The sequence below is a fragment of the Streptomyces daliensis genome, assembly GCF_054782395.1.
The window spans coordinates 23,063-46,174 of the sequence record NZ_BAAGSO010000001.1; the positions used below are offsets into that span (position 1 = coordinate 23,063).

The 23,112-nt window shown below is 71.1% G+C and carries 18 protein-coding genes; 7 read left to right on the top strand and 11 right to left on the bottom strand.

Going from position 1 to position 23,112, the window contains the following annotated elements; genetic code table 11:
• Position 1: 1 nt before the first annotated feature.
• Entirely contained in the window at positions 2-373 is a 372-nt protein-coding gene (locus tag ACYVOO_RS00095) for an ATP-binding protein (protein ID WP_461013593.1), read from the bottom strand.
• Positions 374-643: 270 nt separating this feature from the next.
• On the opposite strand from ACYVOO_RS00095, the gene ACYVOO_RS00100 reads away from it, so the two are divergent.
• Entirely contained in the window at positions 644-1,516 is an 873-nt protein-coding gene (locus tag ACYVOO_RS00100) for a helix-turn-helix domain-containing protein (RefSeq protein WP_461013594.1), read from the top strand.
• Positions 1,513-1,749: a DUF397 domain-containing protein gene (locus ACYVOO_RS00105; protein WP_461013595.1), complete on the top strand. Its 237-nt coding sequence runs from the start codon at positions 1,513-1,515 to the stop codon at positions 1,747-1,749. The genes ACYVOO_RS00100 and ACYVOO_RS00105 overlap by 4 nt, the downstream gene beginning before the upstream one ends.
• A 140-nt stretch (positions 1,750-1,889) precedes the next feature.
• Here ACYVOO_RS00105 and ACYVOO_RS00110 read toward each other — a convergent pair whose 3' ends face one another.
• From ACYVOO_RS00110 to ACYVOO_RS00130, 5 genes are all read right to left on the bottom strand, one after another.
• Entirely contained in the window at positions 1,890-2,441 is a 552-nt protein-coding gene (locus ACYVOO_RS00110) for a hypothetical protein (protein ID WP_461013596.1), read from the bottom strand.
• A gap of 411 nt (positions 2,442-2,852) precedes the next feature.
• Positions 2,853-3,419 carry a hypothetical protein gene (locus ACYVOO_RS00115; protein ID WP_461013597.1) on the bottom strand — a complete coding sequence of 189 codons (567 nt, stop codon included), beginning with the start codon at positions 3,417-3,419 and terminating at the stop codon, positions 2,853-2,855.
• A gap of 270 nt (positions 3,420-3,689) precedes the next feature.
• Positions 3,690-4,574 carry an SDR family oxidoreductase gene (locus tag ACYVOO_RS00120; protein WP_461013598.1) on the bottom strand — a complete coding sequence of 295 codons (885 nt, stop codon included), beginning with the start codon at positions 4,572-4,574 and terminating at the stop codon, positions 3,690-3,692.
• Complete coding sequence (locus ACYVOO_RS00125) at positions 4,571-5,626, bottom strand: alpha/beta fold hydrolase (RefSeq protein WP_461013599.1); 1,056 nt, start codon at positions 5,624-5,626, stop codon at positions 4,571-4,573. Before ACYVOO_RS00125 ends, ACYVOO_RS00120 begins: the two co-directional genes overlap by 4 nt.
• Complete coding sequence (locus ACYVOO_RS00130; RefSeq protein ID WP_461013600.1) at positions 5,626-7,233, bottom strand: flavin-containing monooxygenase; 1,608 nt, start codon at positions 7,231-7,233, stop codon at positions 5,626-5,628. The genes ACYVOO_RS00125 and ACYVOO_RS00130 overlap by 1 nt, the downstream gene beginning before the upstream one ends.
• A gap of 503 nt (positions 7,234-7,736) precedes the next feature.
• Between ACYVOO_RS00130 and ACYVOO_RS00135 the strand changes: the two genes are divergently transcribed.
• Both ACYVOO_RS00135 and ACYVOO_RS00140 read left to right on the top strand, forming a co-directional pair.
• Positions 7,737-8,480 carry a MerR family transcriptional regulator gene (locus ACYVOO_RS00135; RefSeq protein WP_461013619.1) on the top strand — a complete coding sequence of 248 codons (744 nt, stop codon included), beginning with the start codon at positions 7,737-7,739 and terminating at the stop codon, positions 8,478-8,480.
• Positions 8,481-8,661: 181 nt separating this feature from the next.
• Positions 8,662-8,832, top strand: coding sequence for a hypothetical protein (locus ACYVOO_RS00140; RefSeq protein WP_461013601.1), 171 nt, complete (start codon positions 8,662-8,664; stop codon positions 8,830-8,832).
• Between the two features lie 28 nt (positions 8,833-8,860).
• On the opposite strand, the gene ACYVOO_RS00145 is transcribed toward ACYVOO_RS00140, so the two are convergent.
• Positions 8,861-12,271: an AfsR/SARP family transcriptional regulator gene (locus tag ACYVOO_RS00145; RefSeq protein ID WP_461013602.1), complete on the bottom strand. Its 3,411-nt coding sequence runs from the start codon at positions 12,269-12,271 to the stop codon at positions 8,861-8,863.
• A gap of 344 nt (positions 12,272-12,615) precedes the next feature.
• On the opposite strand from ACYVOO_RS00145, the gene ACYVOO_RS00150 reads away from it, so the two are divergent.
• Positions 12,616-13,971, top strand: coding sequence for a hypothetical protein (locus ACYVOO_RS00150; RefSeq protein ID WP_461013603.1), 1,356 nt, complete (start codon positions 12,616-12,618; stop codon positions 13,969-13,971).
• Positions 13,972-14,700: 729 nt separating this feature from the next.
• Here the strand turns inward: ACYVOO_RS00150 and ACYVOO_RS00155 are convergent.
• The gene (locus ACYVOO_RS00155) at positions 14,701-16,860 is read right to left on the bottom strand and encodes an NB-ARC domain-containing protein (RefSeq protein WP_461013604.1); all 2,160 of its coding nucleotides are present in this window, start codon (positions 16,858-16,860) and stop codon (positions 14,701-14,703) included.
• A gap of 781 nt (positions 16,861-17,641) precedes the next feature.
• On the opposite strand from ACYVOO_RS00155, the gene ACYVOO_RS00160 reads away from it, so the two are divergent.
• Positions 17,642-18,907 carry a hypothetical protein gene (locus ACYVOO_RS00160; protein WP_461013605.1) on the top strand — a complete coding sequence of 422 codons (1,266 nt, stop codon included), beginning with the start codon at positions 17,642-17,644 and terminating at the stop codon, positions 18,905-18,907.
• Positions 18,908-18,953: 46 nt separating this feature from the next.
• On the opposite strand, the gene ACYVOO_RS00165 is transcribed toward ACYVOO_RS00160, so the two are convergent.
• The 3 genes from ACYVOO_RS00165 to ACYVOO_RS00175 form a co-directional block, all read right to left on the bottom strand.
• Entirely contained in the window at positions 18,954-20,264 is a 1,311-nt protein-coding gene (locus ACYVOO_RS00165) for a cytochrome P450 (protein ID WP_461013620.1), read from the bottom strand.
• A gap of 260 nt (positions 20,265-20,524) precedes the next feature.
• Positions 20,525-21,358, bottom strand: coding sequence for an alpha/beta fold hydrolase (locus tag ACYVOO_RS00170; protein ID WP_461013606.1), 834 nt, complete (start codon positions 21,356-21,358; stop codon positions 20,525-20,527).
• 219 nt (positions 21,359-21,577) lie between these two features.
• Entirely contained in the window at positions 21,578-22,384 is an 807-nt protein-coding gene (locus ACYVOO_RS00175; RefSeq protein WP_461013607.1) for an exodeoxyribonuclease III, read from the bottom strand.
• Between the two features lie 88 nt (positions 22,385-22,472).
• On the opposite strand from ACYVOO_RS00175, the gene ACYVOO_RS00180 reads away from it, so the two are divergent.
• Positions 22,473-22,949: a GNAT family N-acetyltransferase gene (locus ACYVOO_RS00180; protein ID WP_461013608.1), complete on the top strand. Its 477-nt coding sequence runs from the start codon at positions 22,473-22,475 to the stop codon at positions 22,947-22,949.
• Positions 22,950-23,112 lie beyond the last annotated feature (163 nt).

The following is a 23,112-nucleotide window of genomic DNA, read 5'->3' on the forward strand; positions in this document are numbered from 1 at the left end:
TTCAGGGGAGTTCACGGGCCAGGTGAGGGCCCTCGCCCAGGGTGAAGATGAGGCTCTTGCCGTGCGCGGTCGGCTCGGTGCGCCAGCCCGCGGCGAGCAGGTCCAACAGCTCCAGGCCCCGCCCATGCTCGTCCAGCCCGGCGGCACACCGGCGCACGGGCGCTCCGCGACCGCCGTCGTGCACCTCGATCTGCACGGTGCCGGAGGCGGGCGCGTGGCACAGGACATAGAAGTCGCCACCGGACGCCGCGTGCACCACGGCGTTCGTCGCGGCCTCCGACACCAGCAGCCCGACGGCGAACGCGTCCACCAATGGATACGCGGCATACGCCTCGGCCGCCCTCCGTCTGGCCCGCGCGACGGACCCGGGCACACAGGGAAAACACTCGACCGCCAACACGAACCCGCACATCATCAGGTCCTTCCATCGCACGGACTGCGACCGCGCAGGGCGCGACCGCCCGCACAGGGGGCAGGGGTACGCACCGCGACAGAGAGGTTGCAGTGCGTGCGCGAATGAGTCTGATGCATACGGAGATTAATATGCAAGCGGCTTCGGAAAGCCGATCATTACGGGCCTCCGGCCCCTGCTCGCGCGCTACGCTGACCGAGCAGGCGTGCCCAACTCCGAGGGGGAACTGACGTGTCGACAAGCGTCAACACCAACGCCCTCACGCTCCTGCGGAAGCTCGGTGAGGAACTGCGGCGCATCCGCCTGGAGGCCGGTTACCGGAAGCAGGTCGACGTCGCGGAGATCCTCGGCTGCTCACAGGGCAAGATCAGCTACGTGGAACGGGGCAAACGCTGGCCCGACACCGCGCTACTGAGAGGCATGTTCGAGGCGTACAAGGTCGACGAGGTGAAACGCGCGGAGATCGAAGCCACGGTCAGCGCGGGCAGGAGCATCCGTAACTGGTGGGATGAGCCGGAGTTCCGTGAACTGTTCTCCGGCGACGCCCGCAAGCTCTTCCCGCTGGAGGACTCGGCGGAGAAGATCTGGGTTCACAGCGGCACTTACGTCCCCGGACTGCTCCAGACGCGCGCCTACATCGAGGCTCTTGCCGAGTTCGGCCAGAAGGACGAGAGCGCGCTGCACCGAGAGCGCTTCGTGAAGGCCCGCGTGAAGCGGCAGGAGGTGCTCACGAGGCAGCGTCCGGTACTCCTGAACGCCCTCGTCCTTGAAGCAGCCCTTCGCACCGTCGTCGGCGGCCCAGAGGTAATGAAGCAGCAGCTTCAATACCTGCGGCAGATGACAGGGCACACACACGTCACCCTACGGGCCATCCCGTACTCGGCGGGTGCCGCAGCGGCAATCGGAACACCCTTCATGGTGTTCGACTTTCCAGGGTCGGAAGATCTCAGCGTCGCCAGCCGCGAGACAACCAACAACGATGATGTGACGGACGATCCATTCGTAGTCCGCCAGACACGGCGGAAGTTCGCCGACCTGGCTGGCCACGCGCTGAGTCCGACCGAGACCACCTCCCTCCTCGAAGAAATCGAAAAGGCACTGTGAATACCGAGAAGAGTGACCTCTACGCCGCCCCCTTGGACAACCAGTGGGTGAAGTCCAGCTACAGCGTCGGCAACGGCGCCGACTGCGTACGTCTCATGCCCATCGACGGCGGCATAGCCCTGGACGACTCCAAGCGCCCCGACCTCCCCCCGCTCCGCTACACCCCCACCGAAATGGCCGCCTTCATCAACGCAGCCAAAAACGGCGAGTTCGACCACCTCATCGAACCGTAACCGCAGCTCCTCGCTCGCTCACGGAGCGTCGCCCGCGTGACGTTCTGTCGGGCCGTCCCGGAGGGGAGAGCGGGGCGGCCCGACAGGAGTTCCCCTGCCTCACAGTCCTGAGCTGGCAGATCGTCGGCGCGGGGTCGCCGTCAACGGCTGGGGCTTTGGGAGCGGTGGGGTCGGTGGGAGCGGTGGGAGCTGTGGTGGCCGTGGCCGGTCGTCGGCTGGTGTGAGCTGCCTTGCGACTGCCCCGGCAGGGTCGCCATGGCCATCTGGGCCGTGGAACCCGGCCGGGGAACACCGCGGGAGTCCAGAAACCCCGACATCCTCTGCTCGTAGCTCAGCGCCTTGTTCAGGTACGACACCGTACCCGCGGCGTGGCTGCTGCGAGCCACCTCGAACCTGCGCTGGGCCCGGTCGAAGTCGGATGTGCGTACCCGGTGCCCCGCCGCTCGCTGCCGCTCCAGCTCGCCGAATGCTATGTCGTTCTCGTCGAGCTTCCTTCCCGTGACCTGGAAATACGCGTGCGCGCTCTCCGCATCGGCGTACATCTGCTTCGTCCCTGCGTCCGCGTACGCCAGGTAGTGGCGCTCGGGGTCCCGCTCGTGGTTCTCCGCCCGCAGGGCCTCGATCCGCTCCATCTGGTCGAACTGGTCCTGAGTGTAAAAACTGTCGTGGGGCATTGGCCAGCCTATCGTCATGTTGTCCACGGAATGGAGAAAATTCCGCTCATGCTCTTGTGAAGACCCCTCGACCCATTACCGCCGGAACGAACTCACGCCGTACGGACGGCGTGTGCATCTCACGGACCGAAGAACGCAAGGAAAACAGATCAGTCCGAGAACTGGCGAAGCGGGCACGATATGGGCATCCCGATTCTGGGCACACTCTGCTCCATCGACGGCGGCATAGCCCTGGACGACTCCAAGCGCCCCGACCTCCCCCGCTCCGCTACACCCCCACCGAAATGTCCGCCTTCCTCAAGGCAGCCAAAGAAGGCGAGTTCGACCACCTCATCGAACCGTAAAGCGAGGTACGCCGAGGCCGACGCGGCAGGACCGTCACGAGGTGACGCTCGCTGACGGCCCTGCCGCCATGTCAACCGCTCCGCGTCAGCGGCCCCGAGAGGAGCCCGCCCCCGCGTGGTGGGAGGAGTGGTGGGAGGTGTGGTGCCGGTGGCTGGAGGAGGACGAGTGGCCGTGACTGCGGGAGCTTTCGTGTGCCCGCGAGCCGCCGCCGTGGGAATGCGAGGGCTGGGTCGCCATCGCCATCTGCGCCATGGGATTCTGACCGGTCGCGTCGGCTCGGTCCATTATCTGCTTCAGCCTCTGCTGATAATTAATGCCTAGCTGAAGGAACGGCTCCACGCTCTCCACGTGGCTGCTGGAAGCAATCGCCCACCTGCGCTCGGTCCGCTCTTGCTCGGACCGGGATACGCGGTGCCCCTGCTGCATCCGCTGCTGCATGTTGGCGTACGCCTCCCAGTTCTCGTCGAGCTTGCGCCCCGTCGCGTTGAAGTACGAATGCGCGCTGTACGCGTCGGAGCCCAACCGCGCTGTCTGCGAGTCCAGGTTGGCCTCGTAGTGCTGCGAGCCTCGGTCGTAGTTGTCCGACTTCAGCTGCTCCAGCTGATGCATCCTGGAGATCTGGTCCTGGGTGTAGAAACTGTCGTCTGGCATTTGTTCTGCCTTTCTCCTCGGCGACTCGCGGGCTATGCGCCCTCTTACCGCCGACAACGTGGAGAAAGCAGATCAGTTCAGTCGGACCGGCGAAAACGGGCACGAGGCGGATACCGTGCGAATAGTGACGGGCATCCGACGCCGCTCAAACGGGCGTCGGATGCCCGTGTTCTCGGCTTCCTCAGCCGGACACCCACACGTATCGGAACCCGCTTCCCCACCCAACGGAGATACGGGACAAGACGCCCTAACGCCGCCCTAACGGCCGCCCTACCGGACCGCCCGCTCCTTCTCGTCCGCCGCGCCGCCCGCGCCGACCAGACCCGTCTGGGTCCCCTTCGTCGCCAGCCTGGGTTCAAACCGCCGCATCTCGCGCTGGCCGACGGTGCCGATGAGCATGGGCAGATAGCCGCGGATGCCCTGCATGCCGCGCAGCCACCACTGGGCGTAGACATGGCTGCCGCGGCGCTCGATGCCGTCGACGATGCGGTCGACGGCCGGGCCCAGCGGGTACGTCCTGTTCGTCGGCCAGGGCAGCCGCTTGCGCAGATCCCGCATCACGTCGTCCTGGTCCGCACCGCGCACCATGTCCGTGTCGGTCCAGGAGAGGTAGCCGACGCCGACCCGTACACCCTTGTAGCCGACCTCGGCACGCAGGCTGTGCGCGAATGCCTCCACGCCCGACTTGGACGCGCAGTACGCCGACATCATCGGCGCCGGGGTGATGGCGGCGAGGGAGGCGACCTGGAGGAAGTAGCCGCGGGACTCGACGAGTACGGGCAGGAAGGCCCGGCCCGTCACCGCGCCGCCGATGAGGTTGACCTCGATGACGCGGCGCCAGGCGACCGGGTCCGAGTCCATGAAGGGGCCGCCCGAGGCGACACCGGCGTTGGCCACGGCCACGTCGACCTTGCCGAACCGCTCCTTCACCTCCTGCGCCACCCGGGCCATCGCCTCGTGATCGGTGACATCGGCGTGCCAGTAGTCCGACTCCGTACGCAGCGACTCGGAGACCTGCTTCAGCTCGTCGGGCTCCAAGCCGACGAGCGCGAGCTTCGCACCTCTTGCCGCCAGCTTCCGCGCCAGCAGCTCGCCGACGCCCCGGGCCGCGCCGGTGACGACGACGACCTGCCCCTCAAGACTCCTGCGGCTCATGCGCGCGCCTCCCTGTCCTTCTTGGCCTTGGCATTGGCCTTCTTGGCGGTGGCTCCCTTGCCGTTGGCCCCGGCGCCCTCGGTCCCGGCGGCCCCGGCGGTTCCGTCAGCCCCGGCATCCTCGTCCGCGCCACCGACGAGGTGATCCCGTACCAGCCCGCTCAGCACGTCGCTCACCGCCTCCGGCGCCTCGGTCGGGGTCATGTGCCCCAGCCCGGTGAGCTCGTGCATCCCGACGCAGTCGGGCAGCGCGTCGCACAGCTCCCTGGCGTGCACGACCGGGGTCAGCCGGTCGGCGGTGCCGACGACGACCGCCGTCGGCGCGGCCAGGCCGGATATCTTCGCGGACAGGTCGAGATCGGCCAGCACGGCGCCCCACGCGGCCCGCACCCCGGAGGGGCAGGCGTGCACGATGCGCGCGACGACCTCGGTCTGCTCGGCCGAGGCACCGGGCCCCAGCGTCCCGTACTTCAGCGCCCGCTTGGTCAGCGGCGTGACGGGGCCGAGCGGCGCCCGCGAACCCAGCAGCAGCCGGTGTCCTACGGAGCGGGCGCGCAGGGAGCGGAAGGGGAGTATGCGCGACTCGCCGAGCAGCCGCGCCGAACCCGTGCTGCACAGCATCAGCGCCGCCGCACGCTCCGTGAGCTGCCGCCTGCCCGCCGCCGCCATGATCGTCATGCCGCCCATGGAGTGGCCGCCTATGACGGCCCGTTCGCCCGGCTCCAGGGCCGCGTCCAGCACGGCGCACAGGTCGTCGGCGAGGGAGGCGGGGCTGTACGCGTAGGTCGTCGCGGCCGGTGAACGGCCGTGCCCGCGCTGGTCGTAGACGACGACCCGGTGCCCGTCGGCGGTCAGCCGCCGTATGACGGGCGCCCAGAACAGCGTCGAGCAGGTCCAGCCGTGCGCGAGGACGACCGCCGGGTCGTCGGCGCGGCCGTGCACCTCCACGTGCAGCTTGGAGCCGTCCGGTGAGGTGACGGTCAGCTCGCGTGCGGGCGCGGGGTGCGCGTAGCGGCCCTCGGGCAGGCGCGCGGCCTGGGTCAGGCGTGCCATCAGCCCTCCTCCCCCGCGTGGAAAGCGGCGGTGGACGCGCCGCGTCCTGCGCTGCCGGGCAGCACGGCCCTCGCGGAGGCGCCCGCACCCGCGCCCGCGCCCCCGCCCGTCGAGGCGGCTCCGTCGGCCGGGGCCCGTACGACGTTGTACTCCTCCAGCCTGACCTCCTGCGTCACCTTGCGGAACTCCGCTGTGGTGCCGGGCCAGACGGTGGTGTTGCGGCCGTTCGCGTCGAGGTACCAGCTGTCGCAGCCGGTGTTCCACACGGTGCGCTTCATGCGGTCCTGCATGTGGTCGTTCCAGGCGTCGACCGCCTCGGGGCGCGGGTCGAGCGCGACCTTGCCGCCCAGGGTGTCGAGCTTCCTGACGTAGTCGACCATGTAGTTGAGCTGGGCCTCGATCATGAGGATCATCGAGCTGTTCCCGAGGCCCGTGTTGGGGCCGATGATCGTCATGAAGTTGGGGAAGCCGTCGGCCGTGCAGCCCCGCAGCCCCTTCATGCCGTCCCGCCAGTGCTCCATCAGCGTCGTGCCGTCGGCGCCCTTGACGCGGTGCCCGATCGGCATGTCGGTGACGTGGAAGCCGGTGCCGAAGACGATCGCGTCGACCTCGGTCTCCGTGCCGTCGGAGGCGACGAGGGTGTTGCCGCGCACCTCCTTGAGGCCGGCGGCGACGACGTCCACATTGGGCTGCGCGAGCGCCGGGTAGTAGCTGTTGGACAGCAGGATGCGCTTGCAGCCGATGCGGTAGTCGGGGCTGAGCTTGCGGCGCAGCTCAGGATCCTTGACCGCACGCTTCATATGGGCCGAGGCCAGCTTCTCGACGAGACCGAGCTGATTGGGGTGTTTGGTGAACGCGCCCACCTGAAGCTCGCGGATGGTCCAGAGGATCTGGCGGCGCAGCGCGCGACTCGCCGGCACCTTTGTGTGCAGCCAGCGTTCCAAACCCGTGATCTTGCGGTCGGCGCGCGGCATCACCCACGCGGGGGTGCGCTGGAAGAGCGTCAGATGGCCGACCTCGGGCTGGATCGCGGGCACGACCTGGATCGAGGAGGCGCCCGTGCCGACGACGGCGACGCGCTTGCCGCGCAGGTCGTAGTCGTGGTCCCACTGCGCGGTGTGGAAGACCTTGCCCTCGAAACCGTCGAGCCCGGGGATGTCGGGCAGCTTCGGGTCGGAGAGCGGGCCCGTCGCGGAGACCACGAAGTCGGCGCTGAGGCGCTTGCCCTGGGCGGTCTCGATGTTCCAGTGCAGCTCCTCGGGGTCCCAGCTCATGAGCTGGACCTCGGAGTTGAACCGGAGGTGCTGCCGCAGCCCGAAGGTGTCGGCCACCCGCTCCAGGTAGCGCCGGATGTGCTCCTGCCCGGAGAAGTTCCGGGGCCACTCGGGGTTTGGCGCGAAGGAGAAGGAATAGAGGTGCGAGGGGACGTCGCACGCACAGCCGGGATAGGTGTTGTCGTGCCAGGTCCCGCCGACCGCCTCCCGGCGTTCGAGGACCACGAAGTCCGTGATTCCGGCGCGACGCAGCCGTACGGCAGCCCCCAGGCCGCCGAATCCGGATCCGATCACCGCCACCCGTACGTGCTCATGCTCGCGCTCGGCCGCCATGCCGCCGCCTCCCGAGGGTCTGTTCGCCGCCTACGTACCGTGCCAGTGATTACTGGCACGATTGGGAGAGTAAGGCAGACGCATACTCATGGGTAGGGGTCTCGCACGGGAAAGTTACCGGCGGTTCGCCCACACGCCCTCCCGTAGTCCAGCGCGCACCCTCCGCCACCAGGAAGGGAGCGGGGAGACGACGGACGGGAGCATGTGGGGCGCCCCGGAATCCCGCTCACGCGGGGTTGACGGTGCGCGGGGCGGCGGGGGGACGCGGGCCGCCGCTTAGGCTGGGCGGCGTGGGGATCGCAGACGAGCAGCAGCGACGGCAGCGACAGCGGGCGGGGCAGCGGGCGGACGGGCCGGGAGCGGACGAGCCAGGCGTGGACGCACCAGACGCACCAGGGGCGGACGGGGCGGAGCGGCCTGGGGCGCAGCCCGAGCAGTCGGCACAGCCCGAGGCGTCGACGCAACCCGGGCAGCTCGCGCAGCGCGAGTACCGTACGGCCGAGCTGGCGCGGGAGGCGGGCATCACCACCCGCACACTGCGGTTCTACAGGGAGCGCAAACTGCTGCCGCCGCCGCGCCGCGAGGGCCGCATCGCCTGGTACGACGAGCACCACCTCGCCCGCCTGCGCACCATCACAGGGCTCCTGTCGCGCGGCCACACGCTCGGCGGGATCGCCGACCTCCTGGGCGCCTTCGAGAGCGGCCGGGACTCACGCGGCACGGCCGAACTCCTGGGCCTGGAGTCCGCGCTGACGACCCCGTTCTCCGAGGAGACACAGGTCCGCCTCACCCCCGAGGAACTGGCCGACTACTTCCAGGGCGAGGTCACCCCGGAAAACCTCGCGACCTCACTGGACATCGGCTACGTAGCCGTCGACGGCGACGAGTTCGTCCACGTCAGCACCCGGCTGCTGAACGCGTCGGCCGAACTGGTCAGGAAGGGCGTGCCGCTCTCGGCCGTGCTGGCGGCGGGACGCGACCTGCGCGAGCGCACGGACTCCATCGCCGACATCTTCGCGGACATATTCCGCACGCATCTGCTCCCGAAGGAAGTCTCCGACGCCCCGACCCGCACCGACGCGGACAACATCAACGACCTCCTGGAACGGCTCCAGCCCATCGCGAAGGAGATCGTGATGGCCGAACTGGGCATGTCCCTGGATCGCCGCGTCCGCGCCGAGCTGGAGGACTGGCTCGCCGCGCAGGGGACGGGGACGGAGACGGCGGAGGGCGAACAAGAAGGCTGAGGGGATCATGTTCGATCGGAAACGAGCATGATCCGAAGCTCTCACCGGTTTCTGCGACCACTTCTTAGCATCTCCCTCGCCAGCTCTAGATCGCGGAGCGGTCCCGTCTGTAACGTCACCCCCTCGCGTGTCAACACCGCGAGCCCGACACTCCCCCGTACGGACTCCAGGAGTACCGCTCGTGAACCGCAAGTTCATCCTCGCCGCGATATTCGGCTACGCCGTCCTCATCGTGGCGTTCACGGCCTCCTATGTGGCCTCGTTCGCCAACGCGGCGAACACCGCAAATGCAGACTGGATCATGCAAACCGTGCACGTCATCTGCGCCACGCTCATGCGGATGATGTGGTGACCGGCACCGGTACAGGGCGGTACAGGCTTCAGGACCCCGTCTCCCCCAGCCCCCTCATGAGGCCCGTGAGGGCCCCCGCTTCCGCCTCCGCGCCCAGGTCGCGGTAGAGCGTCAGCGCCTGTTCGCCGTAGGACCTCGCCTCCTCGATGCTGTGCGCCGACAGCGAGGTCCTCGCGAGCCCCGCCAGCGCGTGCGCCGAGCCGAGCGGGAAGCCGATCTCGCTGGCCACCCGTCGCGCCTCTTCGTAGATCTCCATCGCGGTGGTGAACCTGCCCGACTCCCGCTGCACACCGCCGACGCCGATGAGCGCGCGCTGCCGCTCGTAGGCGTTCCCGGTGCGCCGGGCCACCTCTTCCGCCATGTTGAAGTGCAGCAGTGCCTCACCCTTGCGGTTCATGTCCGCGTAGGCGGTGCCCAGGCTGATCAGCGTGTCGGCCTCGCCGCTGGTGTCGCAGCTCGCCCGGTAGCTGGCGAGGGCGCGGTGGAAGCAGGCGAGCGCCCGTTCCGTGTCGCCCGTCGCCCGGTGGACACCGCCGAGGTTGGTGTCGAGGATGGCGAGTTCCTGACGTCCGCCGAAGTCGCGCACCAGCGTCAGGGAGCGCTCGTAGTATTCGCGGGCCCGCTCGTAGTGGCCCTCCAGCCACTGGATCTCGCCCAGGTTGTTCAGGGCCTGTGCCTGGCCGTGCGGGTCCTGGAGCGCCTCGCAGATGGCGAGCATGGCGAGGAAGCACTCGACGGCCGCCTCGTAGTCGCCCCCGTAGTGCAGCGCCACTCCCCGTACGTTGAGTGTCTCGGCCTCCCCATGGCGTGCCCCGATGTCGCGATAGAGGGCCAGGGCCTGGTCGAGGTCCCGTAACGCCGCCGTGCCCTGGCCGGCGGCCAGCCGGGCGCGGCCGGTCTGCAACAGCGCGTCGGCCCGGCCGCGCGGGTCCCCGAGGGCGTCGAAGAGCGCCAGGGCCTCGCGGGCGCAGCGCAGCGCCTCTTCGTGATGCCCCTGGGCGAGCACGTCGGCGCGCTCCACCAGGGTCTGCGCGAGCGCGCGGCGGTCGCCGCTCTCCCGTAAGGCGGCGACGGCGGCGCCGTGCAGCTCCGCCGCGACGTCCCAGGCACCCCACAGCTTGAGCACCTGGGCCAGCACATGCGGGAAGAGCGCGGCGTAGGCGGGGGCCTGGGCCGCTGCCGTACGGGCCACGGCCAGCAGGTTGGCGCGTTCCACCGCGAGCCAGACCAGTGCCTCGTCGCGGTCGGCGAACCCGGTGACGTACGCGGACTCCCGCTCGGCGCCTACGGGCAGTCTGCGGCGCTGTGGATGGGCGAGGCGGTCCGCGCGGTCGGCGGCCGTGAGGAAGAGCGACAGCAGCCGCTGGAGGGCGTCACGGCAGCCCTCAGCGGGCTCGTCGCCCCGGCAGGCGCGGCGTCCGAAGGCGCGGGCGAGGTCGTGCAGCCGGTAGCGCCCTCGTACGGGCTCCTCCAGCAGGTGGCGGTCGAGTAGTTCCTCCACCTCGCGCCGGGTCCTGGCGGTGTCCGCGCCCGCGAGCGCCGCGGCGCCGTCGAGGGTGAGATCGGGGCCCGGGTGCAGCGCGAGACGGCGGAACAGCCGCCGGGTGGACGTGTCGAGTCCGGCGTAGGAGAGCTGGAAGGCCGAGGCGACACCGTCGTCGAACTCGTCGAGGGTGTCGGGGGCCTGGTCGAGGAGGTCCACGAGGTGCTGGAGGTCCCAGGACTCGCGGTGCCGGAACCGGCCCGCCAGGAGCTGGAGCGCCAGCGGGTGGCAGCCGCACGCCTCCACCAGCCTGCGCAGCGCGACGGTGTCGGAAGCGCGGGAGGCGCCCGCGACACGGGTGAAGAGCGTCGCCGCCTCGGACGCGGAGAGCACGTCCAGGTACAGCCAGGAAGCGCCGTCCAGCCCGGCGAGCCGGTTGCGGCTGGTCACGATCGCGCGGCAGGCGGCGGCCCCCGGGAGCAGCGGGGTCACCTGTTCGGCGTCGCGCGCGTTGTCGAGGATCAGCAGCACCCGGCGGCGTGCGGTCCACTCCCGCCAGCGGGAGGTCAGTTCGTCCAGCGAGTCGGGGAGTTCGTCGCCGCTCTGTCCGGCTCCGGCTGCGCGGAGCAGCGCTGCGAGGGCCTCGGCCGGTTCGTAGCGTGGCTGGGGGCTGTAGCCGCGCAGGTCGACGTAGAACTGCCCGTCCGGGTAGCGCGCGCTGAGCCGGTGCGCCGCGCGCAGGGCGAGGGCGGTCTTCCCGACGCCAGGCATGCCGTGGACGACGGTGAGCGGGAGCGCGGTGGCGTTGCCTACGGGGGCAGCGGTTCGGGCCGGGGTGACGGTTGCTGCGGGAGCAACGGTTCGGGCGGAGTCGACAGTTGCTGCGGGAGCAGCGGATCCGGCTGGACCGACAGTTGCTGCGGGAGCAACGGTTCCGGCCGGGTCCGGTCCTCGGGAGGCGGGCGGTACGGGGGTGCCGTCGGCGCCGTCGGCGCCGTCCAGGTCCGCGATGTCGCCGCCCTGGGCCGCGTCGGACTCGGCGAGGAGCGTGGCCAGTTCGTCGAGGCGGCCTGTGAAGTGGCGGGTGTCGCGCGGAAGCGTGCTGGGGGCGGGGGCAGGCTCGGTCCGCCCCTCTTCGGCGGTGGCGACGGGGGTGCCCGTCACCGTCCCCGGGGCCCCGTCGCCCTGGCCGCTCCCCAGCAGCACGGGGTCCTGCTCCAGGATGCGGCAGTGCATCTCCCGTAACTCCGGGCCCGGTTCGATGCCCAGCTCCCTGCGCAGGCGCCGGTACGTGTTCTGGTACAGGGCGAGTGCCTCGACGTGTCGGCCCGACCGGTAGAGGGCCAGCATCAGGGCCGCCGTGATCTGCTGGGCGAGGGGGTTCTCGGCGGCCAGTTCGTGGAGTTCGCCGATGAGGTCGGCGTGCCGCCCCATCTCCAGCTCCAGCCTGATCCGCGCCTCCCTGACCCGCAGGTGGTCCTCGTTCAGCCGGGCGCGCGCCGAGTCGGCCCAGCCGCCGGTGAACTCGGCGAACGGCTGGCCCCTCCACAGCGCCTCGGCCGTCGTCAGCAGCCCCACGGCCAGCTCCCTGTCGCCCCGTCCCGCCGCCGACTGGGCGTCGTTGCGCAGCCGCTGGAAGCGCAGCAGGTCCACGTCGTCCGGGTTGTCGACCCGCAGCTGGTAGAGGCGCGACGAGGGGTGCTCCACCCACGCGAGGCCGCCGACAGCCTGCCGCAGATGGCCTCGCAGCCGGGACAGGTAGCTGTGCAGCGTCTCCACGGCCGTGCGCGGCATCTCGTCGTCCCACACGCGCGCCATGAGGGCGTCCACGCTGACCGGTTCGCCCCGGGCGTGCAGCAGCACCGCCAGGACGCGGCGTTCCTTCACCGAGCCCAGCTCGTACTGCCGTCCCTCATGCCACAGCTCAAGAGGCCCTAGCGCAAGAAGTTCCACCATTCCCCCCGGTGGTCCCGCGTCATCCCACCGCCTCGGTGGCGACCGCCGCACACCTGTGCGGCCGTCATCCCACTGTTGCCGCGCCCTTCGGGGGGCGGACAGCGGCGCACGGGCGCAAGGGGGGCGCAGGGTGCCGACGCAGGCTGAGTGCAAGCTTCCTGCAATCCGGCCATCCAATCCCCTGGGCAATCCTCGGCTCATCGGCCCGTCGACGCGTCCGGCGCGACGTACGACGCGTGACGCACGACGCGGTGCGGCGGACAGCAGACAGCAGACAGCGGACGACGGGCCCCGAGCACACACATGAACGGACCGACAAGTCAGATCAGATCCGGGGGAGTTCCATGAGCGTGACAGTGCCCGACGCCGCCTGGCGTCACGTGCCGCTGCGGCTGGACGTCGAACGGTGGGCCACCCGCCAAGTGCGCCGAAGGGTCCTCGCCGTCGTGCACACGGTGACGTCGGGGCAGCGGCTGCTCGAAGCAGTGCGGCTGCTGGAGGGGGAGACCAGGGTGCAGGTCGTCTTCACGGCCGCGCCCGACGTGTTCAGCCACGGCGTGGACGACTTCCTCGCCAGGATGAGGGCCCTGGTGCTGCCCTGGAGCCAGGCCGTGCAGACGGAGTTCGACCTGGCACTGGCCGCCAGCCATGGCGCGCTCCACGAACTGCACGCCCCCGTAGTCGTGCTGTCCCACGGCGCGGGCCACAACAAGTTCGTCCCGGCCCGCGCCCAGCACACCGCGAGGAAGCACACCCCCAGGAAACACGCCGCCAAGAAGGACGCGGCCACCAAGAAGCGCACGGCGACAAAACACGCCTCTACGGGGACGCGCGTTCCCGAGGGGGCACCGGCGCGCGATGTGTACGGGCTCAGCCGTCAGCGCCTGGTCAGGGACGGTGCCGTCATCCCCGAGGCCATCGTCCTGTCCCACCAGGAGGAACTGGCCCGCCTGGGACGCGAGTGCCCCGAGGCGCTGCCCGCGGCCGAGGTCGTCGGCGACCCCTGCTACGACCGGATCGCCGCCAGCCTGCCCTCCCGTGCCCTGTACCGGGAAGCACTCGACGTCGCACCGGGGCAGCAGCTCGTCCTCTTCTGCTCCACCTGGGGGCCCAGGTCGCTGCTGGGCCAGGACTGGGAACTCCTGGAGCGGCTGACGTCGGAGCTGCCGCGCGAGGAGTACCGCGTCGCCGCCCTCCTCCACCCCAACGTCTGGAACACGCACGGCGAATGGCAGATCCGTAGCTGGCTGGCCGAGCTGTGCAGGGCCGGGCTCGCCGTCGTCAGCCAGTACGCGGACTGGCGCGGTGCGCTCGTCGCGGGCGACTACATCGTGGGCGACCACGGGTCCCTCTCGCTCTACGGCACGATGACGAGCGCCCCGGTCCTGATGACCGGCCACCCCGAGGCCGACGTGGACCCCGACTCACCCCTGGCCGAGCTGTGCTCGTTCGCCTACCGCCTGCTGCCTGACCGGCCGCTGCGCAGGCAGCTCAACCGCAGCGCGGCGACGTACCGGCCGCGTCAGTACGAGCGCGTCGCCGCCCGGATCACCTCCGAGCCCGGGCGGTTCGCCCGCAAGATGCGGCAGCTCATCTACCGGAAGCTGCGCCTGCGCGCCCCGTCCGCACGGCTGCGCACGGAACCCGCGCGGCTGCCGCACACCCTGCCGTACGAGGGTTCCGGGGCGCTGTCGCCATGACGGGCGTGACGGGGACGCGGGTGTCCGTGCGGATGACGAGGTGGGGCCGGGGGCCGGGGCCCACGTTCCCCGGGTGCGCGTCCTGGGCGGCTGGCGCGGGGGAGCCGCCCGTGGCGCTGGTCTTCGAGATGTCCTCGACGGCCGCCGCTGCGGGCGCCCCCGGTGGGCGCCGGGTGAGCGGAACGGCACGGCACGTCCAGGTGGACGTCCACGCGGAGGTGCGCGGGGAGGCCCGTCAGGGATGCGCGCCTCTCCGGGATCTGCACCTGCGCGCCGACACGACGGTACCGGGGCCGCCGTTGCCCCTGGCCGACGTCCTGGTGCGACGAGGAGGGAGCGCCCGGGAAGCGGCCGTGCTCCGCACCCGCCACCCGGGCGCCCTTGTCGTGGCGGTGTCCAGCGCGCAGCGCTGCTGGCTCCGGCTCGCCCCCGGTGTCGGCTGCGGACACGAGCACGAGCGCGGCCGTGAACGCGCGGCCGAGGGCATCACGCTGGAACTGCGCGCGTGCCCCGTACCGGGGCTCTCCTGGGCGGCCTGGGCGTCTCTGGCCCACGCCTGGCTGGTGGCGGGCCTGCCCGCCGAAGGGCTGCGCACGGCTACTGGGCGCATCGTGCCGCCGCCCCGTCCCACGCCACGCGAAAACGCCCCGGCACCGGGCGTCACTCCGCCCCGGGAGCCTTCTCCCGGTCTTCCTGGACCTCCCGGGGAGGCTCCATGGAACCGGCCCTCTAGGGAGCCCCGGAATCGGCGTCGCCGCCCAGCTCCCTGAGCCGCTGCCCCACCGCCGACGCCGCTTCCGGACGGCCCGCCGTCGTGTACAGGGACTGCGCCTCCCTGTAGTGGTCCAAGGCGTGGACGGGACGGCCGCGTGCCTCGTCGAGTTCGGCGAGGGCCTGGTGGGAGCGGGCCGTCTCGTAGTCGGCCCGCATCTCCCGCAGCGCGGCCAGCCCGTCCGACAGCCACCGCTCCGCCTCGTCCGTCTCCCCTCGCGCGAGGCAGGAGCGGCCGAGGAGTGTGGCGGCGCGCGCCGCGTTGTAGCGGTCGCCCTCCTCCGCCAGCGCGGCACGGGCGCGGCCCGCCTCGTCCCGCGCGCGGTCGGCCTCCCCTGCGCCGAGCGCGACGTCGGCCAGGTTCAGCCTGGCGAGGCCCGCGGCGCGGGCGTCGCCGAGCCGGGCCAGTCCCGCAGCCGCGCGCTCGAAGAGCTCCGCCGCCCGGCCGGGACGGCCCAGGCGCTGGTGCGCCAGACCCCGGTAGTTGAGCGTACGGACGTGGCCCAGCGGGTCGCCGCTGTCCTCGAAGAGCCGCGAGGCACGGTCGAACATCTCCAGCGCGCGCTCGTGCGCCCCCGAACCCAGTTCGCCGAGCCCCCCGGAGGTGAGCATGCGGCACTGGGCCACGGTGTCGCCCAGTTCCTCCGCCGCGGCAAGCCCTTCCTGGTGGGCCGTACGCCACTGCTCGTAGTGCTTGCGCCGCACGAACAGCGGCCACATGGCGTCGACGAGCTGCCAGCACACGGTGGGAAGCCCCAGGCACCGGGCCCTGCGCACCAGGGCCATCAGGTTGGGGAGTTCGCGCTCCAGCCAGTCCAGGGCGTCCTCGGGCTCGGGTCCGGGGTCGGCGGCGAGAACCGGGCCCTCTCCGTAGTCGCGCGCCAGGGTGCGGTGCTGCGGGTCGACGGTCTCCTCGGCGCGGGTCGCCGTCGCCAGGTAGTGGTCGGCGAGGCGGCGTTGCGCTGCGGCGCGCTGCTGCCGTGTCTCGTCCTCCTCGGCCTTCGCGTAGGCGTGCAGCCGTACGAGGTCGTGGAAGCGGTACCGCTCGTCCCCTGCGTCCACGAGGAGGTTCGCGTCGTGCAGGACGTCGAGCAGCCGCGCCGTACGCGTCCTCGCGCGCCGCTCGCTCCCGCCGGGCTCGGCCAGCAGCGCGGCGGCGACTCCGGCGCCGAACTCGGGCCCCGGATGCAGCCCCAGCAACCGGTACAGGCGGGCGGCGTCCGCGGGTAAGCCCTGGTACGAGAGGTCGAGTGCGGCGAGCACGTTGTGGTCGCCCTCGATCGCCAGCCCCTCCAGGCGGTCACGTTCCTCTGACAGCGCCTGGACCATCGTCGTGATGCGCCGCAGCGGCCGAGCCGCCAGCCGGGCACCCGCCACCCGTACAGCCAGCGGCAGCCCCGCGCACAGGTCCACCAGCGCGCGGGCCTCGTCCATCTGCGCGGCGACCCGGCCGTCGGCCAGCGTGTCCGCCAGCAGCTCCACGGCGGCCTCCGTGGGCATCGGCTCCAGGTGCAGCGGATGGCTGCCGTCCACCGTCAGCCCGGACAGCCGCCACCGGCTGGTGACCACCACCACGTTCCCGCCACCGGGCAGCAGCGGCCGGACCTGGGCAGCGGTCGCCGCGTCGTCCAGGAGGACCACCAGCCGACGGTCCATGGTCAGCGAGCGGAACAGCGCCGAGCGCTCGGCGAAGTCCACCGGCACCCGCGGACCCGGCACTCCGAGCCCCCGCAGGAAGTGCCCCAGCACCTCGGCGGGGTCGGCCGTGCCCGCGCCGCCCGCCGCCTGGGCGCCGAGGTCCGCGTAGAGCTGCCCACCGGGGAAGCGGGGGCGCAAAGTGTGTAACCAGGAGAGCGCCACGGCCGTCTTGCCGACGCCGCCCAGACCGCTGACCGTGGCCAGCACGGGGTGCCCCTCCCGCGCGGCGCGGGCACGGTGCCGCTCCAGGGCCCGTAACTCGTCCGACCTGTCCGTCAGATGCACGGTGGGCGGCAACTGCCACGGCACGTGCTCCCGCGGGTCCTGAGCCGACCACACGTGGACGCCGCCGTGTACGGTCCCCGCCTGGACGCTGGGGCCGTACACGACGCCGCTCAGCTCGTTGGACCCGCTTGTCACGCCGGACCCGCCCCGTCCGTCGGGCCCACTCAGCCCGTCGGACCCGCTTGGCTCGCGTTCCCGCACCCGTCCCCCTCCGAAGGCGAGAGAAAGCACCAGTCTTCGGTGCCATCCTTTCCGCCCCGCCCTGGGCTACCCGCCTTCGGGGCGTGACGTGCCTCTCCAGCGGCGCCACCCGAGGGCCGTCGCATGTGACGAACATGTCAAATCTTCGCCACACGCGGGGGCCTGCACGCCTCATCGCCATGCCCGACTGACCGTCTTCAGCAGGCGCCCGATGACCGAAACGGTCGAGCCGGGCTCCCTGCCGGGCGCCCGCTCCTCGCGCGCGGACGCCTCGCCGAAGCGGACGAGGCAGACGAGGCGGAAAGGGGAAACGCCCAAACCCCGGTGCCCGCGCCTCAGCCAATCCAGTCAGTTTCGGCCCGGTTCAATCCCCTTCCGCCGCAGGCCGCGTCGAGCTTCCAGGGAACCGGCATCGTTGACAGAAGGGCAGTGGCAGTTGAACTCTTAGTGGAGTAAATCTGTCGTGGAGTGGCGGGAGATCTCCTGCCGGGGCTTTCCTGGGAGGCCGAGACATACGAATCGCGCAGCCCAGGCCGAGTCCGGCTCGCTGGTCACCAGCGCGGCACCACAACGGATGACAGCCCATTGAAGCTTTCGGGCAGCGTTCACATACAGGACTCACTTGATCCGTACGGAACCCATGGGTGCGCAGACCACTTGCAGCGCGGCAAGTGCTATCCCCACGCTTTCCAGGATCAAAGCGGAAGGCGCTCACATGGCTGACTCGATCAATCGATCGCATGGGGAAACTCAGGCCCAGGAAAGAAATGGGATCGATCTGGAGAGGGGGTCTGCGGCGCCCGTCACTAGTGACGAGGCACAACCCGATGCGAGCGCGGACAAGAGCAGCCGCTGGGACGTGCCCAAGAAGATCACCCTGACCGGCACCATGACCTCGGTGTCCTACGGCTATGCGCGGGACAAACGCATTTGGAAAGCGATCGGCTTCGGCCTGCTCTCCGCCCACAGCGCGGAAAAAGCGGCGGAAAACTGGCCCAAGGATCCCGAGTCAGCCGCGGCAAGCGTGGTCAATACACTCGGTACCGCTGTGTGGTCGGCCGGGATCGGGACCGGCAGCCGGATCGCGCAGACCGTGGGCCCGGCCATCAATTTCACCGCGAATATCACCTCTGCGGCGCTTCGCTACCACCAGGGCAAGGAAGGATGGGGTAGAGAGCTGATCGATGCTGCCGAGATGGCCGCATTCACGGGCGCAGGTTACACGGAGCATCCTGTGGCTCGCACGCTCGCATTCGGAAGTGCTTCGGCTGGGTTCTTTGTCGACGCCACGAAGGACAAGGCTCTCGTGGCGCATGGAATCGGCGCAGGCGCGTGGGCTGTCGGAGCCGCGCTGAAAAGCGACACGGTCCAAGCCGTTGGGGCGGGAGTAGTGGCGGCTGCGGAAGCCGCGCGGCTCGCCTACCCCCTGTACGAGAAATACGTGCAGAAGCCCGCGCCCGAAGCAGCTCAGCAACAGCCTGGTGTCGAGCTGGCCCCTGTACAGAATTCCGCTGTACAGAATTCCGCCCCCGCCCCCGAGCCCCCGGTCCGGGCAGCCGCTTACCTCCCGACCCCTCCGGTCGCGGCAGCGTCCAACTCGGTCGCCCCGTCAGCACCCAACCCGGTGACGTCCGTGGTGCCGAGCCCCGCCACGTCGGCGGCCTCCACCCCGTTCGTATCGGCGCAATCCACCCCCATCCCGTCAAGGGCACCCAGCCCGGTCGCGCCCGAAGCACCCAGCCCCACCGTGTCGACGGCCTCCACCCCCTTCGTATCGGCGCAGTCCACCCCGATCCCGTCAAGGGCGCCAAGCCCGGTCGCGTCCGAAGCGCGCAGCTCGATCGCGTCCCGGTATGCGCCGCCCACCCCCGAGTCCAGGCCACAGTCGGTGCCTGGGGGCAGTTCCTCCCGGCCCAGCACTCCTCAGCAAGCCTGGACGCCGGTTCCCGCACAGGCTGCTGCACGCACGCACAGCAGGTGACCTCGCGGCGAGGCGACTCCCGCGAAACGCGGGGGCGGCAGGGCGGCTAGGACGGCATCTCGGACTCGCCAAGGGCACGCAGCGGCAGGGACTTCACCCCGTTGATGAAGTTCGAGACGAGCCGACGAGGAGGCGCGGCCAGCGTGTAAGGAGGCAGTACACGCAGCGCCTCCTCGTGCAGCACCCTCAGTTGAAGGCGTGCGAAATGGGAGCCCAGGCAGACGTGCGGACCTTCGCCGAAGGAGAGATGGGGGTTCGGGTCGCGCGTCAGGTCGAGGCTGCCCGGGTCGTCGAAGACGCGCTCGTCGAAGTTGGCCGAGGCGTGGAAGACGACGACCTTGTCACCGGCCCGTATCCGCTGCCCACCCAGCTCACCGTCCCTCGTGGCCGTGCGCCGGAAGCTCAGCACCGGCGGATGCCAGCGCAGCAGCTCTTCGACGGCCCGCGCCACGAACCCGGCCTCGCGCGGGCCGTGTTCGCGCAGCCGACGCTGCTCACCAGGGTGCTCGGCCAGCGCGAGGAAGGCGCCGGGCGCCGCGCTGCGGACCGTGTCGTTCCCTGCGACCGTCAGCAGGAAGAAGAACATCTCCAGCTCGGGTCCGGTGAGTTCGTGCGCCAGGGAGGTCATCACGTCGTCGGCCGGATGCGCGCGCTTGTACGCGGCCAGCTCCCGCGCGTACGCGAACATCTCCCGCAGCATCGCGGGCGAGCGGGGGTTGGCCGGCCTACCGTCGGGACCGAGCACCGCCACCGCCTGCTCGGGGTCCTGGTAGCCGATGACGCGTTCGGTCCACTCCAGGAGGAGGCCCCGGTCGCCCGGCGGGACGCCCAGCAGGTCGGCGAGGTTGAGCAGTGCGAAGTCGTCCGTCACGGCGTCGACGAGATCGCACTCCCAGCCGGAGCCGTGGGCGTCGCGGACGTCAAGGGAGTCGCGGGAGCCAGGGGAACCGGAGGTGCCGGATCCGGCATCCTCAGGGCCACCCTGTGACGTGTCCCCTCGCGCGAGCGCGGCCGTCAGGAGCGAGCGTGCCCTCGTCCGTACGTCGGCCTCGAACCGTTCCACGCGCCTCGGTGTGAAGGCGCGGCTCACCAGGGTGCGCAGCCGCCCGTGCTGGGGCGGGTCCTGGTTGAGCATCATCCGCCGGATGAACGGCAGGTCCTCCGGGTCCGGGTCGCGGATCTGCGTGGCACCGAGCGACGAGGAGTACACGTCGGCCGAGCGCAGCACGCGCACGGTGTCGGCGTGCCGCGTCACGGCCCAGAAACCGGGCCCCTCTGGCCAGCCGAGCACCTCGTACTCCTTCTGCCAGGCCACCGGCAGCCCGTCGCGCAGGGCGCGGAAGGTGCGGTGGGGGATGCCGGAGGCGTAGCGGCGCGGGTCGAAGACGTCGCACGAGGCGAGGTCGCCCGGGCCGTCGGACCCGTCGGGCTCGGCGGGCTCCTCGACGGGCTCAACGGCCCCGTGAGGCGCCGCAGGCGCGGCTGGCACAACGGACGCGGCAGACCCGGCAGACGCGGCGGCAGGCGCCGTCCTGGCGGCCGGAGCGGGACGCCCTGACAAGGCCCCGGTCCCTTCAGTCGCCCCGGCGTCCCCGGGGCTCGCGGAAGCAGCCTCGTTCACCGCGACGCCCTTCCCCCGCCCTCCACATCGGCCCCGTCCGTCTCATCGTCGGCCCGGAGGAAGTCCTCGATCGCGCGGACGAGTTCGAGCGGGGTCTCGTCCACGGGGTAGTGCCCAGCGGAGGGCAGCTCGACCAGTTCGGCCGCGCGGTACCAGCGCAGCCACGTCGCCCGCATCACCTCGGCCGAGAGCGCCGGATCGTGCCCGCCCACCACCAGGCGCACCGGCAGGGAGGCGCCCTCCACGTCCTCGTGGAAGTCCTCCAGCGCCCAGGAGTCCAGCCACGCCCGGAACGCCGTGGGATCGCTGCGTTCGAGGGAGACGCGGACCATGTTGTCCAGCCACGTGTCCGGATGCCGCCCGCCCGTGGTGAAGTCGATGATGGCGCGCCGGTTCTCGGGCCGCTCGGCCGCCCCGGCGAACAGTTCCCACTGCTCGCCCTCCATGGGCACCCCGCCCGCCGGCACCGGGGTCACCCCGACCAGCCGCCGCACGCGCTCCGGCGCGGCCACCAGCACGCGCTGCGCGACCGCGGCGCCCATCGAGTGGCCGACGAGCGAGAACCGCTCCCAGCCGAGCCGGTCGGCGAGGGCGAGCACGTCACCGGCGGCCTCGGCCGTGGTGTGCGCGCCGGGCACGTCGCGCGCCTCCCCGTAGCCGCGCAGGTCGGGGAAGGCGTAGCGGAAACGCTGCCCGTCCAGCGAGGGCAGCATCCCCGCGTAGGCGCTGCGGTCGGCGAACCACCCGTGCACGGCGATCACACGGTGCGGTCCCTCCCCCGTCAGCGTGTGCGGCAGTACGACGGCAGAGCTTCCTTCGGCTGCACCCATGACGCGACCTCCACCCGTGCGCGGCCCACGCCGGGCCCCGTACCCGCGTACACCCGCGTGCCCGTGTACCGCGTACCCGCCCGGCGCGTGGAGCACCGTCGCCCCACGCGCGCTCCACAGTGCCGACGACCGGGTGCCCCGGCAAGACCGCGCGCCGCGCACCCCGGGGGCTACGGAATCACGGGATCACGGGAGCACGGGCCCGCCCCGTCGTCCTGCCTACCGGTCGGTGAAGTCCACGGTCACCGGCGCGTGGTCGCTCCAGCGCAGATCGTGGCTGGGCGCCCGCTCGACGACCGCCTTGACGGCGCGCGCGGCCAGGCCGGGCGTCGCCACCGCGTAGTCGATGCGCCAGCCCGTGTCGTTGTCGAAGGCCCGGCCGCGGTAGGACCACCACGAGTAGGGCCCCTCGACGTCCGGGTGGAGCGCGCGGACGACGTCCGCGTAGCCGCCGTCCGAGGCGTCGAAGACCCGCGACAGCCAGTCCCGCTCCTCGGGGAGGAAGCCGGAGGACTTGCGGTTGGCGCGCCAGTTCTTGAGGTCGGCCTCCTGGTGGGCGATGTTCCAGTCTCCGCAGACCAGCACCTCGCGCCCCTCGGCGGCCGAGCGCTCACGCAGGTCCTTGAGGTACGGGAGGAAGGCCGCCATGAAGCGCTCCTTCTCGTCCTGCCGCTCGGTGCCCACCTCGCCCGAGGGCAGGTAGAGGCTGGCGACGGTCAGCCCGGGGAGGTCGGCCTCTACGTAGCGGCCCGATTCCTCGAACTCCGCCGTGCCGAAGCCCACCCGTACCCGCTCCGGCGCGCGCCGCGTCAGCAGCGCGACGCCCGCGCGGCCCTTGGCGGAGGAGGGGGCGTAGACGGTGTGCCAGCCCTCGGGCTCGCGTACCTCGTCTGCGAGCTGATGGCCCTCGGCCCGCACCTCCTGGAGGCAGATCACATCGGCCTCCGTGTCCGCCAGCCACTCGACATAGCCCTTGCGGGCAGCGGCCCGCAGGCCGTTCACGTTGACCGTTGTCACCTTGAGCAAGACACGCTCCTCGCAGCCGCGCGGGAAGTCGCGGACGTCACGTTCGCCGTCATCACCTTGAGCATTTCTGCAACCTTACGATGCGGGCATGCAGATCCTTCCCGTGCGCTTCGACCACCCTGACGCGCGCAAACTCAACGATGCCGTGCAACTGGAGTACGCGGAGCGCTACGGCGATGAGGGCGATGTCACACCCCTTGAGCCGGAGATGTTCGACCCGCCGCGAGGGGTTTATCTCGTGGCCTACGACGAAGAGGGCCGCCCCGTCGCGACCGGCGGCTGGCGCGCGCAGGACCTCAACGACGAGGGGTACTCGGACGGCGACGCCGAGATAAAGCGCATGTTCGTCGTCCGCGAGGTCCGCGGCCAGGGCCTCGCCCGCCGCATACTCGCCGCCTTGGAGGACGACGCCCGTGCGGCGGGACGCACGCGCATGGTGCTGGAGACCGGCACGGAGCAGCCTGAGGCGATATCCCTCTACACCTCCTCCGGCTACGAGCCGACGAAGAAGTTCGGGCACTACCGCTTCGAGGCCAAGAGCCGCTGCTACGCCAAACCGCTCTGACCGGGACTCCCCGGAGACGCGGGACGCACGGGCTGCACCGGGGCGCTCAGGAGGCGCGGTGCCTCTGGGAGAGCGGTTCCCCGAGCACCAGGACCCCTGGAGGGACGGGTTCCCCGGGGGGAACGGGGCTGCCCGGGGGGGCTCCCCGTAGAGGCGGAGGTGC

Coding starts and splice junctions, on each gene's coding strand:
- ACYVOO_RS00110 (WP_461013596.1), bottom strand. CDS start 2,441: ATGACGATAGGCTGGCCAATGCCCCACGACAGTTTTTACACTCAGGAC.
- ACYVOO_RS00115 (WP_461013597.1), bottom strand. CDS start 3,419: ATGCCAGACGACAGTTTCTACACCCAGGACCAGATCTCCAGGATGCAT.
- ACYVOO_RS00120 (WP_461013598.1), bottom strand. CDS start 4,574: ATGAGCCGCAGGAGTCTTGAGGGGCAGGTCGTCGTCGTCACCGGCGCG.
- ACYVOO_RS00125 (WP_461013599.1), bottom strand. CDS start 5,626: ATGGCACGCCTGACCCAGGCCGCGCGCCTGCCCGAGGGCCGCTACGCG.
- ACYVOO_RS00130 (WP_461013600.1), bottom strand. CDS start 7,233: ATGGCGGCCGAGCGCGAGCATGAGCACGTACGGGTGGCGGTGATCGGA.
- ACYVOO_RS00145 (WP_461013602.1), bottom strand. CDS start 12,271: ATGGTGGAACTTCTTGCGCTAGGGCCTCTTGAGCTGTGGCATGAGGGA.
- ACYVOO_RS00150 (WP_461013603.1), top strand. CDS start 12,616: ATGAGCGTGACAGTGCCCGACGCCGCCTGGCGTCACGTGCCGCTGCGG.
- ACYVOO_RS00160 (WP_461013605.1), top strand. CDS start 17,642: ATGGCTGACTCGATCAATCGATCGCATGGGGAAACTCAGGCCCAGGAA.
- ACYVOO_RS00170 (WP_461013606.1), bottom strand. CDS start 21,358: ATGGGTGCAGCCGAAGGAAGCTCTGCCGTCGTACTGCCGCACACGCTG.
- ACYVOO_RS00180 (WP_461013608.1), top strand. CDS start 22,473: ATGCAGATCCTTCCCGTGCGCTTCGACCACCCTGACGCGCGCAAACTC.